21 protein-coding genes are annotated in these 21,749 nt (G+C 50.5%); 16 read left to right on the forward strand and 5 right to left on the reverse strand.

What is annotated here, in order from left to right; genetic code table 11:
• The first annotated feature begins 79 nt into the window (after positions 1 to 79).
• From AC2Q9J_RS05730 to AC2Q9J_RS05765, 8 genes are all read left to right on the forward strand, one after another.
• Entirely contained in the window at positions 80 to 631 is a 552-nt protein-coding gene (locus tag AC2Q9J_RS05730; protein WP_101802224.1) for a glycerol-3-phosphate responsive antiterminator, read from the forward strand.
• Positions 632 to 851: 220 nt separating this feature from the next.
• Positions 852 to 2,372, forward strand: coding sequence for a glycerol kinase GlpK (glpK, locus tag AC2Q9J_RS05735; protein WP_499037985.1), 1,521 nt, complete (start codon positions 852 to 854; stop codon positions 2,370 to 2,372).
• Between the two features lie 161 nt (positions 2,373 to 2,533).
• Positions 2,534 to 4,189, forward strand: a complete 1,656-nt coding sequence (locus AC2Q9J_RS05740) for a glycerol-3-phosphate dehydrogenase/oxidase (RefSeq protein ID WP_499037986.1) — start codon at positions 2,534 to 2,536, stop codon at positions 4,187 to 4,189.
• A gap of 245 nt (positions 4,190 to 4,434) precedes the next feature.
• Complete coding sequence (locus AC2Q9J_RS05745; protein ID WP_499037988.1) at positions 4,435 to 5,310, forward strand: MIP/aquaporin family protein; 876 nt, start codon at positions 4,435 to 4,437, stop codon at positions 5,308 to 5,310.
• 13 nt (positions 5,311 to 5,323) lie between these two features.
• Positions 5,324 to 6,847 carry a glycerol kinase gene (glpK, locus tag AC2Q9J_RS05750; RefSeq protein ID WP_499037990.1) on the forward strand — a complete coding sequence of 508 codons (1,524 nt, stop codon included), beginning with the start codon at positions 5,324 to 5,326 and terminating at the stop codon, positions 6,845 to 6,847.
• A 171-nt stretch (positions 6,848 to 7,018) separates the two neighbouring features.
• Positions 7,019 to 7,477 (forward strand): DUF4357 domain-containing protein, encoded by a 459-nt coding sequence (locus AC2Q9J_RS05755; protein WP_499037991.1) that lies wholly within the window; start codon positions 7,019 to 7,021, stop codon positions 7,475 to 7,477.
• Positions 7,478 to 7,558: 81 nt separating this feature from the next.
• Positions 7,559 to 8,494, forward strand: coding sequence for a LysM peptidoglycan-binding domain-containing protein (locus AC2Q9J_RS05760; protein WP_499038268.1), 936 nt, complete (start codon positions 7,559 to 7,561; stop codon positions 8,492 to 8,494).
• Between the two features lie 118 nt (positions 8,495 to 8,612).
• Positions 8,613 to 8,993 (forward strand): YhjD family protein, encoded by a 381-nt coding sequence (locus AC2Q9J_RS05765; RefSeq protein ID WP_101802229.1) that lies wholly within the window; start codon positions 8,613 to 8,615, stop codon positions 8,991 to 8,993.
• 23 nt (positions 8,994 to 9,016) lie between these two features.
• On the opposite strand, the gene AC2Q9J_RS05770 is transcribed toward AC2Q9J_RS05765, so the two are convergent.
• A complete protein-coding gene (locus AC2Q9J_RS05770) occupies positions 9,017 to 9,331 on the reverse strand; it encodes a hypothetical protein (RefSeq protein ID WP_499037993.1) in 315 nt (104 codons plus the stop codon).
• Positions 9,332 to 9,405: 74 nt separating this feature from the next.
• On the opposite strand from AC2Q9J_RS05770, the gene AC2Q9J_RS05775 reads away from it, so the two are divergent.
• From AC2Q9J_RS05775 to AC2Q9J_RS05790, 4 genes are all read left to right on the forward strand, one after another.
• Positions 9,406 to 9,771: a YolD-like family protein gene (locus AC2Q9J_RS05775; RefSeq protein WP_472483670.1), complete on the forward strand. Its 366-nt coding sequence runs from the start codon at positions 9,406 to 9,408 to the stop codon at positions 9,769 to 9,771.
• Positions 9,772 to 9,960: 189 nt separating this feature from the next.
• Entirely contained in the window at positions 9,961 to 10,725 is a 765-nt protein-coding gene (gene fabG, locus AC2Q9J_RS05780; RefSeq protein ID WP_499037994.1) for a 3-oxoacyl-ACP reductase FabG, read from the forward strand.
• Positions 10,726 to 10,741: 16 nt separating this feature from the next.
• Positions 10,742 to 11,191 carry a MaoC family dehydratase N-terminal domain-containing protein gene (locus tag AC2Q9J_RS05785; protein ID WP_499037995.1) on the forward strand — a complete coding sequence of 150 codons (450 nt, stop codon included), beginning with the start codon at positions 10,742 to 10,744 and terminating at the stop codon, positions 11,189 to 11,191.
• Positions 11,188 to 11,610 (forward strand): MaoC/PaaZ C-terminal domain-containing protein, encoded by a 423-nt coding sequence (locus tag AC2Q9J_RS05790; protein WP_499037997.1) that lies wholly within the window; start codon positions 11,188 to 11,190, stop codon positions 11,608 to 11,610. Before AC2Q9J_RS05785 ends, AC2Q9J_RS05790 begins: the two co-directional genes overlap by 4 nt.
• A 396-nt stretch (positions 11,611 to 12,006) precedes the next feature.
• Here the strand turns inward: AC2Q9J_RS05790 and AC2Q9J_RS05795 are convergent, their stop codons facing one another.
• Entirely contained in the window at positions 12,007 to 12,618 is a 612-nt protein-coding gene (locus AC2Q9J_RS05795; protein ID WP_499037999.1) for a hypothetical protein, read from the reverse strand.
• Positions 12,619 to 12,957: 339 nt separating this feature from the next.
• Between AC2Q9J_RS05795 and AC2Q9J_RS05800 the strand changes: the two genes are divergently transcribed.
• A complete protein-coding gene (locus tag AC2Q9J_RS05800) occupies positions 12,958 to 15,237 on the forward strand; it encodes a putative bifunctional diguanylate cyclase/phosphodiesterase (RefSeq protein WP_499038001.1) in 2,280 nt (759 codons plus the stop codon).
• Between the two features lie 78 nt (positions 15,238 to 15,315).
• Here the strand turns inward: AC2Q9J_RS05800 and AC2Q9J_RS05805 are convergent, their stop codons facing one another.
• From AC2Q9J_RS05805 to AC2Q9J_RS05815, 3 genes are all read right to left on the reverse strand, one after another.
• Positions 15,316 to 16,593 (reverse strand): ATP-grasp domain-containing protein, encoded by a 1,278-nt coding sequence (locus tag AC2Q9J_RS05805; protein WP_499038002.1) that lies wholly within the window; start codon positions 16,591 to 16,593, stop codon positions 15,316 to 15,318.
• A 157-nt stretch (positions 16,594 to 16,750) separates the two neighbouring features.
• Positions 16,751 to 17,716, reverse strand: a complete 966-nt coding sequence (locus AC2Q9J_RS05810) for a class F sortase (RefSeq protein ID WP_101802236.1) — start codon at positions 17,714 to 17,716, stop codon at positions 16,751 to 16,753.
• A gap of 24 nt (positions 17,717 to 17,740) precedes the next feature.
• Entirely contained in the window at positions 17,741 to 19,072 is a 1,332-nt protein-coding gene (locus tag AC2Q9J_RS05815) for a hypothetical protein (RefSeq protein WP_499038004.1), read from the reverse strand.
• 296 nt (positions 19,073 to 19,368) lie between these two features.
• Here AC2Q9J_RS05815 and AC2Q9J_RS05820 point away from each other — a divergent pair, with 296 nt between their 5' ends.
• The 3 genes from AC2Q9J_RS05820 (at position 19,369) to AC2Q9J_RS05830 (ending at position 21,748) form a co-directional block, all read left to right on the forward strand.
• Positions 19,369 to 19,935, forward strand: coding sequence for an RNA polymerase sigma factor (locus AC2Q9J_RS05820; RefSeq protein ID WP_499038006.1), 567 nt, complete (start codon positions 19,369 to 19,371; stop codon positions 19,933 to 19,935).
• Positions 19,928 to 20,719: an anti-sigma factor gene (locus AC2Q9J_RS05825; protein WP_499038008.1), complete on the forward strand. Its 792-nt coding sequence runs from the start codon at positions 19,928 to 19,930 to the stop codon at positions 20,717 to 20,719. Before AC2Q9J_RS05820 ends, AC2Q9J_RS05825 begins: the two co-directional genes overlap by 8 nt.
• A gap of 435 nt (positions 20,720 to 21,154) precedes the next feature.
• On the forward strand, positions 21,155 to 21,748 hold the full coding sequence (locus AC2Q9J_RS05830) for a kinase (RefSeq protein ID WP_499038010.1): 594 nt from the start codon (positions 21,155 to 21,157) through the stop codon (positions 21,746 to 21,748).
• Position 21,749: the final 1 nt, after the last annotated feature.

Below are 21,749 nucleotides of genomic sequence, written 5' to 3' on the forward strand. Positions count from 1 at the left end.
ATTAATCCGCTAAATAGTAGCATCATCAAACTTAGAGGCTATCGAGTTAAGAGCACAGAACATCTGAGGAGGAAACGGAATGCCGGAGTTGCAGGGCGTCTTGCCCGTGTTGCGGAATATGAAGGATTTTGAGCGTTTGCTGGAGAGCCATCATCCGTATATTATTTTTCTGGAGGTGCGGCTGGCGCAGCTGCAGGTGCTGGTGCGGACGGCGAAAAAGGCGGGGAAGAAAGTCATTTTGCATGCCGACTTGATCCAGGGGCTGAAGACGGATGCTTACGGCTTTGAGTTTCTGGTCAGGGAGATCAAGCCGGACGGCATCATTTCGACGCGCGGCAATGTGATCACGCTGGCGAAGAAGAACAACCTGCTGACGATTCAGCGCTTGTTTTTGCTGGACAGCCAGGCGCTGGAGCATAATATCAAGCTGATCGGCCAGAACAAACCGGATTATATCGAGCTGCTGCCGGGCATCATTCCGTCGGTGATTGAGGAAGTGCATCAGAAGACCGGCATCCCGATCATCGCCGGCGGGCTGATCCGCACGCCGGAAGACGTGGAGCTCGCCTATAGCGGAGGGGCTCTTGCCGTATCGACGTCGGATTCCGATCTGTGGGATTTGCAGCGGTAGCAATCTATTGACCGCGTTTTTAAAAGCTGATAAATTTAAAGTGACAAGTTAAGCGCTGTGCAAGAGAAGAAGAGACCCGCACTGGTACGGACAAATCCTCATTGGGATTTGTCCGTTCGGTGCGGGTTTTTTCTGTTTTTCAGATTTCTGGACGGCCGGCGCAGAACTGGGAAGAAGCCGCCGCAATGCAGGGCGATTAGACGAAACCGCGGTTTCATAGATGTTGGAGGAGAGCGACTTGAAGAAAGACTATATCTTATCGATCGACCAAGGTACGACAAGCTCACGGGCCGTACTGTTTAATCATAAAGGGGAAATCGTTGAAACGGGCCAGCAGGAGTTTCAGCAATTCTTCCCGAAACCGGGTTGGGTGGAACATGACGCCAATGAAATCTGGACGTCCGTGCTGGCGTGTATCGCGGATGTGCTCCGCAAGTCGGAAATTACGCCGGACCAGATCGCCGGAATCGGCATCACAAACCAGCGCGAGACGGCGGTGGTCTGGGACCGCCACACGGCCAAACCGATTTATAAAGCGATTGTCTGGCAGTCGCGCCAGACGGATGATATCTGCAAGGACTTGAAAGAGCAGGGGCACGAAGAGCTGTTCCGCAAAAAGACGGGGCTGTTGATCGATGCTTATTTCTCCGGGACGAAAGTGAAATGGATCCTTGATAACGTGCCGGGCGCACGCGAAAAGGCGGACAACGGTGATTTGATGTTCGGCACGATCGATTCGTGGCTTGTCTATAAACTTTCCGGCGGCAAAAAACACGTGACGGATTACAGCAACGCGTCGCGCACACTGATGTACAATATCTACGATCTGGAATGGGACGATGAACTGCTCGACATCCTGACAGTGCCGAAGAGCATGCTGCCGGAAGTGTGCCAGTCGTCTGAAGTGTATGCGGAAACCATCGATTATCATTTCTTCGGCTACAACGTGCCAATCGCCGGCATCGCCGGTGACCAGCAGGCCGCTTTATTCGGCCAGGCGTGCTTCGATAAAGGTATGGCGAAAAACACTTACGGTACGGGATGCTTCATGCTGATGAACACCGGGGAACAAGGTGTCCAGTCGGATCACGGCTTGCTGACGACATTGGCCTGGGGCGTCGACGGCAAAGTGGAATACGCGCTGGAAGGCAGTATTTTCGTCGCCGGTTCCGCCATCCAATGGCTGCGTGACGGGCTGGAGCTGATCGACCGCGCACCGGAAAGTGAAGCATTGGCGGCATCGGTCGACTCAACGGACGGCGTTTATATGGTGCCGGCATTCGTCGGGCTCGGGACGCCGTATTGGGATACCGATGCACGCGGGGCGATTTTCGGTTTGACGCGCGGCACGACGAAAGCGCATTTTGTGCGGGCGACACTCGAATCGCTCGCATATCAGACAAAAGACGTCGTAGATGTTATGATAGAAGATGCAGGGATTGAACTCAAAACATTGCGTGTGGACGGCGGAGCCGTCGGCAACGATCTGTTGATCCAGTTCCAGAGCGATATTCTGAATGTGCCGGTGGAACGACCGGTCATCCAGGAAACGACAGCACTCGGCGCTGCCTATTTGGCGGGGTTAGCGGTCGGATTCTGGAAAGACAAAGAAGAAATCGCCAAGCAATGGCAAGTCCAGAAGACGTTCAACCGCACGATGTCGGAAGAACAATGCGAAAAACTTTATACCGGTTGGCAAAATGCTGTGGCGTCAACGCGCACATTCAAACCGGTGGAGTAACACAACCTTACAAGTTAAAATCACAGGCCGGAGATAATGAGAGACCAAGCCAGTTCAGCAGAAGAAATTCTGCAGCTGTGCCGTGGTCTCTCTTTTTTTGTGGAGATTATAGGTACAGAACGCAATAAACCATCTTATATATGGAAGAGGAGAGATTTTTGATGAAATTTTCCAGTTTGAAACGCAGCGAAACAATTGGTGCCATGAAAAACGCGCCACTCGATTTATTGGTCATCGGCGGAGGGATTACGGGCGCCGGCATCGCCTTGGACGCAAGTGTCCGGGGCGTCAAGACGGCAGTGGTGGAGATGCAGGATTTCGCAGCAGGCACCAGCAGCCGTTCCACCAAATTGGTGCACGGCGGTTTGCGTTACCTGAAGCAGTTTGAAGTGAAGATGGTGGCTGAAGTCGGCAAGGAACGTGAAATCGTTTATGAAAACGGCCCGCACGTGACAACGCCGGAATGGATGCTGCTGCCGTTTTACAAAGGCGGCACGTTCGGTCCGCTGAGCACCAACGTCGGCTTGCGCGTCTATGACTTTTTGGCGGGCGTCAAACGCGAAGAGCGCAGAAAGATGCTGAGCCGCAAAGAAACATTGACACGCGAGCCTTTATTGAAGAAAGAAGGCTTAAAAGGCGGCGGCTATTATGTGGAATACAAGACGGACGATGCGCGCCTGACCATTGAAGTGATGAAAAAAGCGGTGGAAAAAGGGGCGCTTGCGCTGAACTACGCGAAAGTCATCGATTTCATCTATGACGGCGGCAAAGTGATTGGCATCCGCATGGAAGACCAGACAAACGGCGAAGTCCATGAGATTTTCGCGAAACGGATCGTCAACGCAGCGGGGCCATGGGTCGACACTTTGCGTGAAAAAGACCATTCGAAAAAAGGCAAAACGCTGCAGCTGACAAAAGGCATCCACCTGATTTTCGACGGCAGCCGTTTTCCGCTGAAACAGGCCATTTATTTCGATATGCCGGACGGCCGGATGGCATTCGCCATTCCGCGTGAAGGCAAAGTGTATGTCGGGACGACCGATACCGTTTATAAAGCGGATATCGCCCACCCGACGATGACACGGGAAGACCGCGATTATGTGCTGCGCGCCATCGATTTCATGTTCCCGGAAGTGGCCATCAGTGAAGACGATATCGAATCGAGCTGGGCAGGGCTGCGTCCGCTGATCCACGAAGAAGGCAAAGATCCTTCGGAGATTTCGCGCAAGGACGAAATCTTCATCTCGGATACCGGCTTGATCTCCATTGCAGGCGGCAAGCTGACCGGCTACCGCAAAATGGGCGAAAGCATAGTCGATTTGGTGACGGAGCAATTAGCAAAAGAGCAGGGGCTGCGGTTCCAGAAAGTTTCGACGAAACATCTGCCGATTTCCGGCGGTGAAGTCGGCGGCTCGGAAGGGTTCAAAACGTTCCGTCTGGACCGGGAGCAGCAGGCGCTGTCCATGGGCTTGAACCAGAAGACGGCGGAAATGCTGACAAGCCGTTACGGCGCCAATGTCGACCAGGTGCTGGGTATATTCGCCGGCAGGCAGCAGGAAGCGGCACAGGCAGGACTGGATCCATTGGTGTTTGCGATGCTGCGTTACGCGATGGAATACGAAGCGGCGTATAAACCAGTCGACTTTTTCGTCCGCCGGACAGGTGCTTTGCTGTTCGATATCCAGTTTGTCTATAAATTTAAAGAAGCGGCCATCGCGCATATGGCGGAAAGCTTCGGCTGGACAACGCAGCAAACGCAAAGCTACACGAAAGAATTGGATAGGTTGCTGTACGAAGCGACGCATCCGGTCGGATAAACGGACAACAGTGCGAAAAACAGGAGAAAAGCAGTCGGGAAAATCGGCTGTTTTTCTCCAATATTCAGACATATATTGACAGCGCTTTCTTTTGTATGTAAAATATATACAACAAGTTAAGAATTGTGCTGGAGATCTGAGATTCGCACATCAATGAGTCCTTCTGTTAAAGGAGAACTCTCATTGATTGCGGATTTTTTTGTGTTCCAGTGTGTTTGCTTTAAACTGAAAAGGAGTGTTAAATGATGTCAGAATTTTTGGCAGAATTGATCGGCACCATGATCCTGATTATTTTCGGGGGCGGTGTCGTAGCAGGAGTGGTATTGAAAGATTCGAAAGCGGAAAACGGCGGCTGGATTGTTGTCACGATTGCATGGGGGCTGGCGGTCACCATGGGCGTTTATGCAGTCGGCAATTTCTCAGGGGCGCATCTGAATCCCGCTGTGACTTTGGGCTTTGCGGTCATCGGCGAACTTCCGTGGACAAAAGTGCCGGTCTATATTGCGGCGCAGATCATCGGCGCCATCATCGGGGCCGGCATCGTCTTTTTGAATTACCTGCCGCATTGGAGCCGGACAGAAGACAAAGACGCGAAATTGGCTGTTTTTGCCACAGCTCCGGCAATCAGAAGCCCGTTTTCGAATTTGGTGAGTGAAATCATCGGTACGGCCGTTCTCGTGATGGGCTTATTGTTCATCGGCGCGAACGAATTTACGGAAGGCTTGAATCCCCTGATCGTCGGCGCGTTGATCATCGCAATCGGGATGTCGATCGGGGGTACGACCGGCTACGCCATCAACCCGGCACGGGATCTGGGCCCGCGCATCGCACACACGCTGCTGCCGATTCCGGGGAAAGGCGGTTCCGACTGGAGCTATGCCTGGGTTCCGGTAGCCGGTCCGGTGTTCGGCGGTATTTACGGCGCCGTATTCTACAGCGCCGTGTTCACGGGCGATTACAATGTGCTGTTCTGGGTGCTCAGCGCAGTGATGGCCGTGATTTTATTCGGTGCAGCCAGTGCTGAACTGAAAAAAGGCCATACCACAGCCAATGAAATCGAAGACACGTTAACAGATGACAAAAGAAGACAAAACAATCGCGTTGCAGAAAAATCCATTTGAGGAGGAATTCACAATGAGCAAAGATTATATTTTGTCAATCGACCAGGGGACCACGAGTTCACGGGCGGTGCTGTTTAATCATAAAGGGGAAATCGTCGAAACGGCCCAGCAGGAATTTGAACAATTCTTTCCGAAGCCGGGCTGGGTGGAGCATGACGCCAATGAAATCTGGACATCTGTCCTCGCTTGTATGGCGGGCGTCTTGCGCAAATCGGATGTGGAACCAAGCCAGATCGCCGGCATCGGCATCACGAACCAGCGCGAAACAGCGGTCGTCTGGGACCGCAACACCGGTAAGCCGATCTACAAAGCGATCGTCTGGCAGTCTCGCCAGACCAGTGAAATCTGCAAGGACTTGAAAGAGCAGGGTCACGAAGAATTGTTCCGCAAAAAGACGGGGCTGTTGATCGATGCTTATTTCTCCGGCACGAAAGTCAAATGGATTCTGGACAACGTGGAAGGCGCACGCGAAAAAGCGGACAACGGCGATTTGATGTTCGGTACGATCGATTCGTGGCTCGTCTATAAATTGTCAGGCGGCAAAACGCATATCACGGATTACAGCAACGCGTCGCGTACGCTGATGTACAATATTTACGATCTGGAATGGGACGACGAATTGCTGGAGATTCTGACGGTGCCGAAAAGCATGCTGCCGGAAGTGCGCCAGTCGTCTGAAGTCTACGCGGAAACCGTCGACTATCATTTCTTCGGCCACAACGTGCCGATTGCGGGCATCGCGGGTGACCAGCAGGCGGCATTGTTCGGCCAGGCCTGCTTTGATAAAGGCATGGCGAAAAACACTTACGGTACGGGATGCTTCATGCTCATGAATACGGGCGAAGAAGGCGTCGTTTCCGAGCACGGCTTGCTGACGACGCTGGCCTGGGGCGTCGACGGCAAAGTGGAATACGCACTGGAAGGCAGCATCTTTGTCGCGGGCTCCGCGATTCAGTGGCTGCGGGACGGTCTGGAAATCTTAAAAACAGCACCGGAAAGCGAAGGACTCGCCACGTCAGTCGAATCGACGGACGGCGTCTATATGGTGCCGGCATTCGTCGGGCTCGGCACGCCGTATTGGGATACTGATGCGCGCGGAGCGGTTTTCGGTTTGACGCGCGGCACGACGAAAGCGCATTTTGTCCGGGCGACGCTTGAATCACTCGCTTACCAGACAAAAGATGTGGTGGATGTCATGATCAAAGATGCGGGGATCGAGCTCAAAACTTTGCGCGTGGACGGCGGAGCCGTGTCGAATGATTTCCTGATGCAATTCCAGAGCGACATCCTGGATGTGCCGGTGGAACGCCCGGTCATCCAGGAAACGACCGCATTGGGAGCGGCTTACTTGGCTGGACTCGCCGTCGGTTTCTGGCAAAACAAAGAAGAAATCGCCAAGCAATGGCAAGTTGAAAAAACCTATAACCGTGAAATGCCTGCCGAACAGAGCGAAGAGCTCTACGCCGGCTGGCAGCAAGCGGTCGAATCGACCAGAACGTTCAAACAGAAAACAGCACGAAAAGCGCCGATCGCTTAATAAGCGGCGCCTATAGACTTCAACGGACTGAGTCCATCTGCAGATTTTATTCTGCGGATGTGATTCGGTCTTTTTTTATTCGAAGAAAAGTATCCTGTTATGGCCTGATTCGCTATATAGGGAGTATAGGCCCCTTTGCTGGGAATCCTGCCTAAAAAAGGAGATGAAAAAATGACGAAAACACAGTTTGTAAAACGGATCACGCATCCCGATTACGGCGAGCTTTACCAGTTTTACGAAGTGGATGGAGCGACGCTGGAAGAAACGTCGCTGGATCCGTTCGAGGCGGGGCTTCTGCTGATGGCGGAAGCGGAAGAAGTGGAAGAAGTGGAAGTGCTGCCGAAGATTCTGAAGATCTCTTCAAGACGGGGAGCGGATGCCAGCGGCTATTTCGCCGGCGAGCAGTTTGTGGTGCAGAAAGGGTCAAAGTTTGCCGCGTCGACTTCGGCGAAATGTCCGAAGAATTACGTGAAGCTGCGTGAAAAGCTGGTTTTGGAAGGCTTGCTGATTCCGCTGCATAACCAGCTGTTTTTACTGGAAGATTACACGTTCGAGAATCCGGTGATTGCCATGGGCACGGTGATTGGCGGCTGGTGCAAAGGGCCGCATGGCTGGAAAGGGAAGAAATAAAACACATAGCGCATTACAAGGTCAAACTAAAACAGGGGGTTAGTCATGAAAAACTTTTTAGCATTGCCGAATGTCGTGGATATGCGCAGCCGTTTGCCGAAGAAACAGCATTACGGCGCGCGGAGCAAGAAGATCACCACCCGCGTCTGGCATCATTCGCTGACGCTGTCGCATTTGCCAGGGTCCGACGCCGAAAGTTTTGCAAGCTATCATATAGAAGCGAACGGCTGGCCCGGAGTTGCGTATGCGATCATCATCGAGCCGAAAAACGTGGTGCAGACGCCGCGCGGCAAACGGGCGCGCATTGTCTGGGCGCATGATTTTGACCGGCGCACGTACCACGCCGGCAACGCCAACGATTATTCGCTCGGCATTTGCGTGGCGGGCGATTACCGCAATGAACGGATGCGCGATTTCGTCAAAGAGACGATCGATGAATTGCAGGCGGCGCTGGTGGCGGACGGCGTCGGCCGCGAAGATAAATCGCATCACGAAATGCCGGGCTACAGCTGGAAAGCGTGCTGTGTGTTCGACTATAAAGGGGCTTTCACATTCCTGAACCAGCAGGCGCTGGTCAAGCCGGTGCCGGCGACGTATACCATCCAGGAAGGCGATACGTTCTGGAACATTGCGAATAATATGGATGGCATCCGGGTGGCGGATCTGGAGGCGGCGAATCCGGGCGTCGACAGCAAGTTTCTGCAGATCGGCCAGGTCATTAACCTGGGTGAAGCGAAAGGAGCCGCTCTAAAAGAGAAACCGGTGCCCGAGCGGCAACTCGCCATGAAGGAATATGTTTACTTGCCGGAAACGGCGAAGACGTGGAAGACCTACCGGCTGGACGTGGCGCCGGTTGCGAAGAACAGCGACTGGAGTTTGACGCCGGCGAAGTTTGGAGGACTGGAATATGAGATACTGGGCTATCCGCAAGCGCATATTGCAACGATTGAAACGGGCAGAGGCCATCGGAATATTTATGTCGCGCCCTCGACTGGTGCCAAGATTTTTATGAGATAAAGGATGGAAAGCCACTCATTTTCAGCTGGGGGGCTTTTTTTATTTGGCGGAAAGGATTGCCATGTGTACATATATGGTATAGAATGAGAACAAACGTTCTTATGTTAGGAGGGTTTACATGACTCCTTTAATGTCGAAGGACCTTATCGTTCATTTCGAGAATATGATTTACCTGCCTTTTGTTCTCACCATTTTGCATAAAGACAGGGAGATGATTGACACGATGCCCTTTAAATTAAAACGTCCTTACCTGCAGATGGTTGACCAAGCGATAAAATGCGCTGAAAACGATTTGAGAACCACCAGAATTTATATGAAAAGACAGCAGTATCGAATACTTAAGGGCAAGAAAGACGATCTGTTTACAGAGTATGTGTTTTACTACAACGGCTACGAAGACCACCGTAAGTATATGCATTTTCAATTACGCAATCGAACCGAAGAATTGATCGGTATGTACTTGTCGTTGACTGGGCCAGTGGAAAACCCTCTTCCGTAATCAGGAAAAGGGTTTTTGTCTTGTTAAAATATATTGCTCAACGCTCGAATAAGAACTCTGGGAATGAATAAGATGATATTCCAGATGATGCTTATCAACAGTTCGAATAACAGTGTAAAGCTGAATTCAGCAAAGCAATCAAGAAACACATTGTCTTTGCTGCTTTTGTTTTTATCTTTTGACTTACGCTTAAAATGGTTCATAGTCTCTCCGTTCAATAAGGTATTTTGAATAGTATAGCCAAAGAGGAAGAACCTGCCAATCCTTTCTTTGCATACTGATTGACCAATTGCTGTGAGTAACGGCTGAGGCATTTGTTTCCGGCTTTTATTTGCCATAAAGGATTGCCGCCCTCTTTTACGTGGTATAGAATAAGAACAAATGTTCTTATTTTTAGAAAGGGGTGGTTCTGATGAAGAAGATGAACAATCAATTCAAGATGCAAGGCGATATCAAGGATCGGGGGAATATCAAATGGCAGGGGCTGATGCTGCCGGAGCATATCCAGATGCTGCGCGAATGGTATAAGGAAGATGAGGAAGTGAAGCGGCCGGAGCTCGACGAGTTCGATCTGCAGCTGATTCAGGAGGAACTGGACATCGCGTTAAAGCGGAAATGCGAAGTGCTGATTGAAACCTGGCGGGAAAAGCAGCTGTTCAAGCATCGCGGCGTCATCGAGCGTATCGATGTATCGCACCGGGAACTGGTTTATGAGAGTCCGTTCGGGATGGAGCGGCTGAGTCTGGATGAGATTGTGGGGGTTACGCTGATTGATTGAGCGGGAAGGCAAACTGGATAGCTGTGTAATTTGGAGGCTGCCTGCCAGGCAGTTCTTTTTTGATTGGGCGCCGGGCTGGGTGCTCAATTGACTGGCCCAAACGCTTCCTGTATATTGAAAAAGTAATTAATTGTCAGAAAAATTAAACGGAGAATGACTGGTTTTATTTACACAGAGAGGGGAATGGGCATGACGAAGAATTTTGAAGGACGTACAGCATTGGTGACAGGAGGAAGCAGGGGGATCGGCAGGCAGATCGCCGAACGCTTTGCGGAAGAAGGGGCGAATGTCGCGATCATCGATATCAACGAGGAAGCGCTGGCCGCGGCGAAAGAGGAGCTGGAGGCAAAAGGCTATTCCGTTTATGCGAAAGTGGCGAGTGTCACGGAAAAAGAGCAGGTGGAAGGTGCGGTGGCGGAAGTGAATGAGCATTTCGGCTCCATCGACATCCTTGTGAATAATGCAGGCGTCATCCGGGATAATATGCTGTTTAAGATGACGGATGAAGACTGGCTGACGGTCATGGACGTGCATTTGAAAGGCGCGTTTTATGCGACACGTGCAGTACAGAAATACATGATCGACAAGAAATACGGAAGAATCATCAATATTTCCTCCACTTCGGCACTGGGCAATAGAGGGCAGGCGAATTATGCGACTGCCAAAGCGGGGCTGCAGGGCTTCACGAAGACACTGGCGATTGAACTCGGCAAGTTTGGTGTGACGGCGAATGCTGTGGCGCCGGGCTTTATCGAAACGGATATGACGAAAGCGACGGCAGAGCGCATGGGTGTGCCGTTTGACGGCTTTGTCGAAGCGAACGTGGCGATGATTCCTGTCGGCAGGAGCGGCAAGCCGGAAGACATCGCAAATGCTGTAGCGTTTTTCGCGGATGAACGTTCTTCTTTTGTATCCGGCCAGGTATTGTATGTCGCGGGCGGACCGAAGGACTGAGAGAGGGGATGCACGGATGCTGAAAGAGATGATTGGCAGACGGTCGGAGAAAACAAAAAATGTGATTGAACGCAGTGCGGTCAAAAAGTTTGCGGAAGCGATAGGGGATGCTTCGCCGCTGTTCACAGATGAAGAAGCGGGAAAACAGTCTGTCTACGGCAGAAACATTGCGCCGCCGACGTTCCCGGTCACTTTCGACAGCGGGTCGGTTCCGGGACTCGACTTGCCTTCGAAAGGATTGATTCACGGCGAGCAGAAATATGTCTATACGCGTCCGCTGTTTATAGGGGAAGAAGTCTATTGCTGGATCGAAGTGAAGGATTATTATGAGCGGACCGGCAGTTTCGGGAAGATGGGTTTTCTTATTGTCGTTCTTTACGGGGAAGACAAAGAGGGGGAGCTGCTCTTTTCGGAAGAACGTGTGATCATCATCAATGAAGCTGCGCGGAAGGAGATGCGGAAATGAGCCGGATCGGTCAGATGAAAGTAGGGGAAACGCTGCCTGTAATTGGGCTGGAGCCCGTCTCGCGGCTGGATCTTATTAAGTATGCCGGAGCTTCCGGCGATTTCAATCCCATACATACGATTGACGAGGAAGCGGAGCGCGCCGGGCTTCCGGGCATCATCGCGCACGGCATGTGGACGATGGGGAATCTGGCGAAACTGTTCACCCCTTATTTGGATGAAGGTTTTATTGAGACCTATTCAATCCGCTTTAAAGGCATGGTGTTTCTGGGCGATGTCGTTTCGCTGCAGGCGGAGCTCAAAGAGAAGGAAAGCGGCAGGCTGATTTTTGAAGTTGCGGCTGTCAATCAGGACGGGAAACGGGTGCTGGGTGGCCAAGCGGTTTTTTCGCTGGCGATTCAAGGTTTTACGGATAAATGAAGAAACGATAAAAGGGGACTCGGATGAAAAGAAGCGCACAGAAATTGTGTGCTCTTTTTGTTTTGGAGAAAATGGGTGAGGGCCCTGATTAAGGTGAACGTTGATATATTTTTCTGAGCGTTGATATAATTTCCTGAGCGTCGATATAATTTTTTGAACGTTGATATAATCTCTTGAACGTTGATATATTTCGCTGAACGTTGATATACGCCGGCATCCCGAATTCGAGAACGGAAAAACAGCACAAGACACCGGTGAAAGGAAGAATTTCACTCAATATCATTCTAAAATCAAAGGTCAAATACCAAAATGCATGCTTTTCGCGGGCGAAAAGCGAAAAAGAGCGCACAGAAATCCTGTGCGCTCTTTTTGTATAGAAAAAACCATTTCAAAACGCTAGTTTTTATTGCCAGTCAGATTTCTGTTCATCAATAGCACCAGCACCGGTCCGATGATCGGCACCCAGGCCAATCCTTTGAAGCGGGCGTCCGGATAAAAGCGGTGGACGGTGTAGATGGACAGGGCGTACAGCACGAACCAGTCGACGGTCATGACCGACACGAGACTCGAGGCGAAGAAATAATCGACGTAATCAGCGAACGAGAATCCCTGCAGCAGCGTCAGCCAATTGCCAACCCACATGATGATGAGGGCGATGAGCCAGAAGCGGGAGCGGAGGAAGCGGACGAGCCAGCGCGGCGTGCGCAGTTTCTTGTCGGATTTCTTGATGCCGAATGCGTAATACGGGAGCAGCGCAAAGGCGCCGATGCCGAATGACAGCAGGGCGAACGGCCACGCAGGCCAGCGCTGTTTGTCGTTGAGCAAAAGAATCGTCAGAAAGACCATGGGGAAAATGCCGAGCGAATTAAATACGGCAAAGACGAGCGGATCGATGTCGCCGATATTGCCGTTGAACAGTTCAGGGAAAATCGGGTTGTTGGCGCCTGTGCCGGGAGCTATGTAGACAGCGTACCCGATCAGCAGCAGCCAGATGAGTAAGAAAATCATTTCTTCACCTCGTTTTTTGCGCTAAAAGCTTATATTGACCGTAGCAATGTCGAAAAAAGAAGTCAATTTTTACGGAGATTTGCCGATAAAGGAGGATAAGGACGTAATGTTACGGGCGTAGCGAAGGGTATATCGATTCTTCGTTCCTCGAAATTAATAGGTCCTTAGGCTTTAATTCCTTATATTGTAAATGTGATAAAAGTTCTATGTTTTTGTCATAATAACGGTTATACTGTTTTTACTAAGTTATTGCTGTAATTTCACTTCCGCAGGTGAAATCATATTTGGCTAAGCGGAGTCTGCAGTTCATTCAATTTCTGACACCTAGGGGGAACAACCTTGTTAAAGCAGATGCTTTTTCCCATTACAATACTTTCATTGGCAATCGCCTTATTCTATAGCTGGACACTGACATTCCAGGGAGACCCGTGGCTGGTGACAACGGGGACCAATGTGCTGCAAATTCTCGCCGGGACACTCAGTTTCATCTGGCTGCACCAGGCTTACCGCAGTGCCGATACAAAACATAAATCTTTTTGGCTGCTGTTGCAGCTGGCACTGATTCTGTACACAGCCGGCAACTGGATCTGGCTGATCGTCCAGTTTAGCCAAGGGACGGAGAATTCCACGATTCTTTCTTCTGTCGTGTGGCTCAGTTCCTACCTGATTTTCCTCGTGGCACTGATTTTCAAAACCCGCGAATTGAGCAATGAGTTCAGCGAAAACTCCTATCTGTTTAATATCGCGGTTTTCATCATCACCGTCGCTTCGATCAGCTTTCATTACCTCATCAATCCGGTGCTGGAATTGTCCGGGGAATCCTGGCTGATCACGATGACCGCCATCATTTATCCGGTAGCAGACATCACCATTTTATTGGTGGTCAGCATTCTGTACTATCTGATCCGGAAGAATAGACAACAGGAAGTGCTGCTGTTTTTGCTGATTGGATTTTTTATTCAGATTGCCGCTGATTTTCTTTATGTCTATGTATCCTACAAAGAAAGTTACCAGCCGGGGCATCTGGTAGACCTGCTCTGGCTGCTGGCAGTGCTGCTGTTCGGCTTTTCGGGCTGTTACTCCAAATCCGATAAGAGAAATGAATTATGGAAGCTGAAAAGTACAGCGAACGATAAAGGAACCGCTTTTCCGTATGTAAGCATCCTGATTCTGCTGATGCTGGTCATGCATAGTTATCAGTTTGACTTCAACGGGCTCAGCAGCGGTTTGCTGATCATCTTCATTATGGTGCTCGGCCGCCAGCTGCAGGTGCTGTTGAGAAATCGCCAGTTGGTGGAGCAATACAGGTACCTGGCATATCATGATCAACTGACGGATTTGCGCAACCGAAGCAGTTTCAATGAGGAGATCGAACATTTCCTAGCGGATTATCCGACTAAACAGATGGCGCTGCTGCTGATCGACCTCGACCAGTTCAAAGTGGTGAACGATACGATGGGCCATCACATCGGGGATTTGGTACTCGTCAAAACGGCTGAACGGCTGCAGGCGGCGCTGGACCCCGATATGCTGCTGTACCGCCTCGGAGGAGACGAGTTCATCATTGTCGTTCTGGATGCAACCGATGAAAAATGTGAAGCTGTTGCCAATAAACTCCTGGAAAATTTCAATGAATCACTCGATGTGGAAGAATACCAGATCAACATCACGCCGAGCATCGGCATCAGCAAATATCCGGAGCATGGCTATACGCCGGAAGATTTGATGAAAAGCGCGGACGCGGCGATGTATGTGTCGAAAGAAAATGGCAAGAATGGCTACAGCTTTTTCAATGCAGAGCTGAGTCAGGAGAAATTACGCAAAATGACGATTGAAAATGCTTTGAAAAAAGCTGTCCAAAGAGATCAGTTTATCCTTTATTACCAGCCGAAAGTCGTGCTCGGCACACGGAAAATCATCGGTATGGAAGCCTTGCTTCGCTGGCGGCATCCGGACCTTGGCTGGGTATCGCCGGTTGAATTCATACCGGTGGCTGAAGAAACCGGGCAGATTGTTGCCATCGGGGAATGGGTGCTCGAAGAAGCGTGCCGCCAGAACAAGCAATGGCAGGATGCGGGTTATCCGCCGCTGAACATTTCGGTCAACGTATCGGTGCTGCAGTTCAAGCATGGCAAATTCCTTGAGACGGTCGAGCGGGTCTTGGACAAAACGGGGCTCGATACCCGCTATCTGGAGCTGGAAATCACCGAGAGCATCATGCAGAACATCAAGGAAAGCAAAAAGATTCTTGTAAGCCTGCAGCAGATGGGCATCAAAATATCCATAGACGATTTCGGGACAGGCTACTCGTCTTTGCATGTCCTGCAGAAATTGCCGATCGATACCTTGAAAATCGACAAATCATTCGTGGATGAATTGGACATTGACGAGTTGAATCCCATGGTGAAAGCCATCATCGATCTAGGCCTCAATCTGGACATGACGCTGGTCGCGGAAGGGATCGAATCCGAAAACCAGATGAACGTCCTCATCGAACACGGCTGCACGATCGGCCAGGGTTACCTGTTTTCGAAGCCGGTCGCGCCGGAAGATTTCGAGGGACTGATGCAAATTCCCGGAATGCTGGCGGAAGAACTCGAACATGGCATTGTCCGCTGAATGACTGATATCAATAAAGACCTTCCCGCATTTTGATGAATGGGGCAGGTCTTTATTGGTTGAGCGATTTAAAACCCTTCAGGCTTTGATGATTTCTTCCGGATGAAAACGGACCAGCAGCATATCCTCACCTTCAGTTGAGCGGATTTCGAGTGTGTCATAGATGGCATCGATGGCCCGGTTCAGTTCGGTGGCAGAGTCGGCGACGATGGTGAATCGGCCGAACATCTGTGCATAGGAACCTGAAGGCGCAACCGTGTCGCCCGCTTTTCGGTTGACGACAGCGGTCAGGATTTCCGGCATGGCCAGAATCCCTTCCATGCCGCGGATGTCCGCGATGGTCCCGCTGTGCATCAGGATCGGCAGGTTGCAGGAAGGATGCGGGATATAGCTGTCGTCTAAATGGCGGGTATCGTATTTGCTGATGTCCTTGCCGACGGAAAGATCCAGCATCATTTCGAGCAGGTTGATGCCGGTCTGCTTTTCGATGATATTGTAATGCTGTGAACCGCTGATGCGGAAGCCCATTTCATAAAGATAGAAGCGGCCATTATCGTATAGTGCCTGAATCAGAAGCACACCGTTTTGGATGCCCATGCCGCGCAGCATGGCACGCACCTGCGGATCGACTTCCGCAAGATATTGTTCGCGGTGGCGGGAAGGGAACATGACGGCGATCGGCAGCGGCGGATGTTCGGCAAAATGCTTATGGACATGGCGGTCCGTCACGGCTGACAAGACGATATCACCCTGATAGGCGGTATAGTACATCATTAAACCGTACGGGGTATCGATGAACGGCTCGATGATTGCTGTTTCGGATTTCGAATACTCCAGTGCTTTGGCATAACCTGCTTTTACGTCTTCCGGTCCGTAGCACACGGTAATGCCCTGGCTGGCATAGCTGTCGACCGGTTTGACGATGACGGGAAATTGCAGGCTGCCGATCAATTCTTCTGTGAGCCCGTTGTCCAGGTTGTATTCTTCGACAACGGGCACATCAAAATTTCGGCAATGATTTTTAAAGCGGTCTTTATTGGAGCAGATTTCAAGCTGTTCATAGGTAGCGTAATAAGGGATGCCGAGACGCTCGCAAAGAGCCAGCGCGTTCCATGTATTGACGTCGTCAAAACCGTTGAAGACACCATCGATCTTTTCGGCCTGTGCGATTTCCACGAGCCTGTCGATATCGGCCGTGCTGACTTCATAGCTTTTATCAGCGGCTTTTTTGGCCGGAGATCCGGCGTCGCGGTCGGTGACGATGACGTAGTATCCCATGTTCTGGGCTGTTTTGACGACATCGACCATGTGGGCGATGCCGCTGAGCAGCAGGATCTTTTTTTGCTGAGCTTCCATGAGCTGATTCCCCCTTTGAATTCGTGCACATCCAGCTGACGTGAAGCCGGTTATATTGAAACTAGCAATCAGTGGCTTTATTGTCAATGGTTTTCTGAATAATTAGATAAATTAGAAAAAAGGGCAATGGAAGGTTTCTCCAACTGCCCTTGCTCCATTATTCGGCCGGTGTTTTCTCCGACTCATTCAGATCGACATCCACAGAAGACACATAATAGCGTTTTGCATCATCTGCTGTAATTTCCACTTTCTTGCGGTCGAACAGCGATACAGTGGCGACCTTCGTCATTTCACCCGTCTCGATATCTTCTTCGTAGACGCGGTAGCCGATGATCGCGTCATCGCGAACCGCATGCCAGGAAACATTGAATGATGTTGCCGTGACATTCATCGGCGCTTCAGGCTGTTTATCCTGGACGCTCGAGTCTGATATCAATTTTGCCGTGACAACGAGGCGTTCTTCATGAGAACCTGTATCCCGGTTAAAAGTACCGGTGCAGGTGATCAAATTAATCATCCGGCTGTCGGAAGGGCCGAAGATTTCCTCGATCGGCGCTTCGTCTGTCACATAGCTTGTTTTTTCTTGGATTTCATAGACCATTTCACGGCCGTCTTTATCCGTTACGATTACTTTTTCGCCTGCTTCCACTTTCTTCAGATGATAGAAAATCGCTGGTCCGGTATAGCTGTCGACATGTCCCGCGAGGACCGCATGGCCTTTGGCGCCGACTTTAAAGCCGGGTTCGAACCAGCCGACCTGGTTAATGTCTTCCGGTACACCCATTTCACCGTTCTCCAGAATGCCGGTCGCTTCGATAGCCGCGTCCACACCGATGGAAGGAATGGCCACTCTTGCAGGAACCATGCCCTGGATGCTTTGCTGACGCTGTTTCTGCAATTCCTGCAGCTTTTCGCGCTGTGCCGGTTTAATCGGGAATTCCGCGATTTTATCGATGTCTTCACCCGAAGCCAGCAGCTCAGCCGGCGCTTCTTCGGTCACTTCCGGAAGGTCGAGCTGAGCGATGTCTTCTTCAAATGTCGGTTCATCCGCAAGGGGTTTCAAGATAACGAACAGCACCCCGCAGAGGATGACCGCTGTTGCCATTGTCCAAAATTGTCTCATCGCCCATGCTCCTTTCCAGTTTGGTTATTGCTGCTTTCTTTGACGAAACGTCATTGTTCCAGCTGCCAATAGGATCAGCGTGCTCATTGCAACCCAGATCATCATCGTGTTTGACTGGTTTGCTGAACCGCCAAGGCCGGTAGCAGGCATTTTGTCAGGAACAGCTGTTTCGAATTTTTCAGGGAACTGGTCAACGATCGCGCCGCTTAAGCCTTTGCCGATTGCGAATACAATTGTGTAGCCTTCACGGTAAGTGTCATAAGATGTTTCGAAATCACCCGTTGCATACTGCGTGAATGTATCGATTACCGATTGTTCATGTGCTGCAATATTTGCTGTCAGTTCATCCTGCGGCAAACGTTCTTCAGTTGCCGTGCTTAGGAATGCGGCAAGTTCTGCTGCAAATGTTTCGATCAACGCTGTTTGCGCCTGTTGGATTTCTTCTTCATTGCCGCCGGCTTGTGCCGCTGCCAGATCACTTTGTACAGAAATGTGTTCATTGTTCCATAGCGTTGCGAATTGAGTGGCAGCATCGTCACCGTAAAACGAAGCGATGGCAGCACTGAATTCTTCTGTATTCTGGTCCTGTGCCCAGTCAGCAAAGTCAAAGTCTTCCGCACCGTTGAAGCCTTTTGCCATGCTAAGTTGCGCTAGGGCGAAATGCTCTGCTGCAATGCGGCTGACCGTCGAACGGAAGTCACCGGCTGGTGTGTTCGGGTCGGTGAATTTGTCCGGGAATTGCGTTGCGATTGCACCACTGATGGCACCGCCGGCTCCGAAAATCTGTTTGAAGCCTTCAAGATAAGATGTGTAAGCTGCTTCATAATCACCGTCTACATAGAGGTCAAATGTGTTTTGCACAAAATCTTCATGCGCACGAAGTGCTTCAGTCGCACCGTCTTCTGGAAGATTGCCTTCAGTGGCAGTTCCGAGGAATGCGCCCATTTCATCTACGAAAGACTGGATCTCAGCCAATGCTTCTTCCTGTGCGGCTTCGTCGCCTGCTTTCACGGCCATCGCGTATTCATCAGTTCCTGTATTATGTGTTTCAAAAATTTCGGTGAAAGCGGCTCCGCCTTCTTCACCGTATACAGAAGCGATCACCGGTTCCATGTCTGCCGCGTTGGCATCAAGTGCCGCCATTGCTGCTTCGGCTGCTTCGTCACCATCGTAGATTTTCATCATCGAATCGACTGCCAGTGCATAATGCTCGGATAATAATGAATCCAATGTCGCCCGCAGCTCAACGCCGCTCGTTTCTGTAGGTGCCATTTCATCTGCGCTTACTGCCATGCCCATACTTGGTACCAATAAAGCTGCGCCTAAAATAGGTGCTAAAATTTTTCCGTATTTCATCCTCAACACTCCTTCTTTTTTTGTTTCTTACAGGTATAACGGAGGGAGTTGGGATTTAGATCAGTTTTTGAGTGAAAAAGTTCGTTTTATTTTTATTAATTGGAATGCTGTGTTCTAAACCCGATCACTATATAAGGAAAGGACACGTTATTTATTGCAAAACTGATCTAAATCCGCCTTTTGCACGTTAGATAGATAAGCTTGCGAAAATAAAACCGGCCGAGACTATCTCCAATCCGACAGGATATAGTAAGCTAGTACCATGACTATGACACACGAATCGAAGGAGAACATCGATGGATAAAAGTTCCGATACGCTGCTTTACTCGCGCATCCGTGAGAAAGACAAAGATGCGCTGGAATATTTGTATGACCGGTACGAAAAGATCCTATTCTCGTTTCTCTATAAAATGACCCAGGACCGCGATCTGGCGGAAGAGGCTCTGCAGGAAGTGTTCATCAAAATCTGGCGGGGCGTCGGCGAATACGATGACAGCAAAGGGAAGTTCACTTCCTGGCTGTTCCGGATGGCGCAGAATTCCGCAATCGATCTGATACGGAAGCGAAAAAAACCGACCGTGCCGCTGGATGAAGTCGCCGAAATGCCGAGCGGCGAGTCCAGTGTCGAACAGACGGCTGAATGGCAGGAAGAAAAAGAGCATATCCAGGCAGCGGTCTCACAATTATCAGCCGAACAGCAGGAGATGATCCAGTTGTTTTATTTTAAAGGACATACACACGAAAAAATCGCCGAATTATGCGGGCTGCCACTCGGAACCGTCAAGAGCAGGATCCGGCTGGCACTCAGCAAACTAAAGAAAACACTGCACGGGATGCAGGAAAGGGGGGCTATCGATGAATAACGAATTATGTGATCAACTGGTCGATTATCTGAACGGCACATTATCCGCTGAAGAAACTCGCCAATTTGAAGAACACCTGAAGACATGTGACGAATGCCGCGAAATCGCGGACGCAACCGGACAGCTCCCTTATCTTTCAGACCCTGCAGAACCACCTGGGGGAATGAAATCACGGATTCTGTCGAATGTTTTCGCAGAAGAGGGAGAGTCAGCTGGTGAAGGGACGGAAAGAGTCAGTCCTACTATTAAAGATGACAGACAGGTAGAGGACGAACTTCCGAAAGTAGTGCCGATAACCGACCGCAAGAGAAAGCGGGTCTGGTGGACACCGGTGATCGCCGCAGTGCTGCTGCTGTCACTGCTCGGCAACGCATATGCGTTCATGCAATTGCAGCAGGAACCTGAGCAGGCGGCGCCGGAACCGACGCCACCACCGACTCAGCCGGAAACGGCGTTCCAGTCGGTTGACTTGCAGCCGAGCGAAGGCTTTGGAGGCGGCGCGACAGCCGCTGTCATCGAAGAAGAAAACGGCGCGCTCAATCTGGTTGTCACGGCAGAACAGCTTGCCGCACTCGAAGGCGACCAGGTCTATCAGGTCTGGCTCATCGAAGGCGACAATCCGATTCCAGCCGGCGCATTCACGACTAATGCAAACGGCGAAGGCGCAACGTACTTCAATATCGACAATAACACCGAAGAATGGGATACGATCGCGATCACCTTGGAACCGCAGCCTGGCAACGAATTGCCGCAGGGCGAAGTGGTGATGAGCGCGGGGATATAAATTTCAGAGAAAGCCGGCTGCCGGGTGCAGCCGGTTTTTTAATGGTTTCTAGCGCGAGTGATGCGCCGATTTTTCCGTTAAATTAGCTGAACGCTGATATAAATTCCTGAACGCCGATATAATCTCTCGAGCGCCGATATAATTTTTTGAACGCCGATTTAAATTCCTGAGCGCCGATATAATCTCCTGAACGCTGATATAATTTTTTACACCACAATCACACGTCCAAATCACTCTGATATCATGAAAATAAAACCCGAAACCATCAAAAGGGAAGCCGTTTTAAAAAGAAATCATCTGAAACGAGAAGAATAAGTTAAAAACATATCTTTTTCAACCTCACCCCAGAATTTATTCGCATCAAATAAGATCTTTAAAGGAAATCACCCAGTCTCAATCGAAACAATAGAGTAGAGGCTGAAAGGAAAGATGAAGATGGAAGAGCTGATTACTCAAATTGCGAAGCGCCTGCCGGCAATCGACAGCGGGGGCCGGCTTGTGCTGGGCATAGATGGGCTGAGCCGGTCGGGGAAGACGACGCTTACCGCGAAGCTGGTGGAGCATTATAAAAATAAAAACATAGCGGCGGTCAGTTTTCATCTCGATGATCTCATTGTGGAAAGAGAGCGGCGCTACGGCACCGGCGAAGAGGAGTGGTATGAATATTACCAGCTGCAATGGGAAACGGATTGGCTGCGTGAGCATTTTTTTGAACAACTAAAAATCACTGACGAGCTGACGCTGCCGTTTTACGACGGGGAGGTAGATCGGCGAGAGAGCCGGGAAGTCGCGCTTCCTGAAACCGGCATCATCATTATAGAAGGTGTTTTTCTGCAAAGGCGCGAATGGCGCGGGTATTGCGATTATGTAATTTATATAGAGAGTTCGCAGCAACAGCGCATTGAGCGGGAAGCTGCGATCGTCCAACAAAATTTGGCGAAGTTCGAGAACCGCTACTGGAAAGCGGAAGCTCATTATCTGAAGTCACAAAATCCGCAAAGCCATGCGGATTTCGTCGTAGAGAATTAGC

Source organism: Planococcus sp. RAB007_Raresut (assembly GCF_057369535.1).

Bases quoted from the DNA above. Each gene is read 5' to 3' on its own strand.
- fabG (WP_499037994.1), top strand. From the start codon at position 9,961: ATGACGAAGAATTTTGAAGGACGTACAGCATTGGTGACAGGAGGAAGC.
- AC2Q9J_RS05745 (WP_499037988.1), top strand. From the start codon at position 4,435: ATGTCAGAATTTTTGGCAGAATTGATCGGCACCATGATCCTGATTATT.
- AC2Q9J_RS05810 (WP_101802236.1), bottom strand. From the start codon at position 17,716: ATGAGACAATTTTGGACAATGGCAACAGCGGTCATCCTCTGCGGGGTG.
- AC2Q9J_RS05805 (WP_499038002.1), bottom strand. From the start codon at position 16,593: ATGGAAGCTCAGCAAAAAAAGATCCTGCTGCTCAGCGGCATCGCCCAC.
- AC2Q9J_RS05820 (WP_499038006.1), top strand. From the start codon at position 19,369: ATGGATAAAAGTTCCGATACGCTGCTTTACTCGCGCATCCGTGAGAAA.
- AC2Q9J_RS05815 (WP_499038004.1), bottom strand. From the start codon at position 19,072: ATGAAATACGGAAAAATTTTAGCACCTATTTTAGGCGCAGCTTTATTG.
- AC2Q9J_RS05770 (WP_499037993.1), bottom strand. From the start codon at position 9,331: ATGGCAAATAAAAGCCGGAAACAAATGCCTCAGCCGTTACTCACAGCA.
- AC2Q9J_RS05790 (WP_499037997.1), top strand. From the start codon at position 11,188: ATGAGCCGGATCGGTCAGATGAAAGTAGGGGAAACGCTGCCTGTAATT.
- AC2Q9J_RS05825 (WP_499038008.1), top strand. From the start codon at position 19,928: ATGAATAACGAATTATGTGATCAACTGGTCGATTATCTGAACGGCACA.
- glpK (WP_499037985.1), top strand. From the start codon at position 852: ATGTTGGAGGAGAGCGACTTGAAGAAAGACTATATCTTATCGATCGAC.
- AC2Q9J_RS05730 (WP_101802224.1), top strand. From the start codon at position 80: ATGCCGGAGTTGCAGGGCGTCTTGCCCGTGTTGCGGAATATGAAGGAT.
- AC2Q9J_RS05765 (WP_101802229.1), top strand. From the start codon at position 8,613: ATGACTCCTTTAATGTCGAAGGACCTTATCGTTCATTTCGAGAATATG.
- AC2Q9J_RS05830 (WP_499038010.1), top strand. From the start codon at position 21,155: ATGGAAGAGCTGATTACTCAAATTGCGAAGCGCCTGCCGGCAATCGAC.
- AC2Q9J_RS05775 (WP_472483670.1), top strand. From the start codon at position 9,406: ATGAAGAAGATGAACAATCAATTCAAGATGCAAGGCGATATCAAGGAT.
- AC2Q9J_RS05795 (WP_499037999.1), bottom strand. From the start codon at position 12,618: ATGATTTTCTTACTCATCTGGCTGCTGCTGATCGGGTACGCTGTCTAC.
- AC2Q9J_RS05785 (WP_499037995.1), top strand. From the start codon at position 10,742: ATGCTGAAAGAGATGATTGGCAGACGGTCGGAGAAAACAAAAAATGTG.
- AC2Q9J_RS05740 (WP_499037986.1), top strand. From the start codon at position 2,534: ATGAAATTTTCCAGTTTGAAACGCAGCGAAACAATTGGTGCCATGAAA.
- AC2Q9J_RS05760 (WP_499038268.1), top strand. From the start codon at position 7,559: ATGCGCAGCCGTTTGCCGAAGAAACAGCATTACGGCGCGCGGAGCAAG.
- glpK (WP_499037990.1), top strand. From the start codon at position 5,324: ATGAGCAAAGATTATATTTTGTCAATCGACCAGGGGACCACGAGTTCA.
- AC2Q9J_RS05755 (WP_499037991.1), top strand. From the start codon at position 7,019: ATGACGAAAACACAGTTTGTAAAACGGATCACGCATCCCGATTACGGC.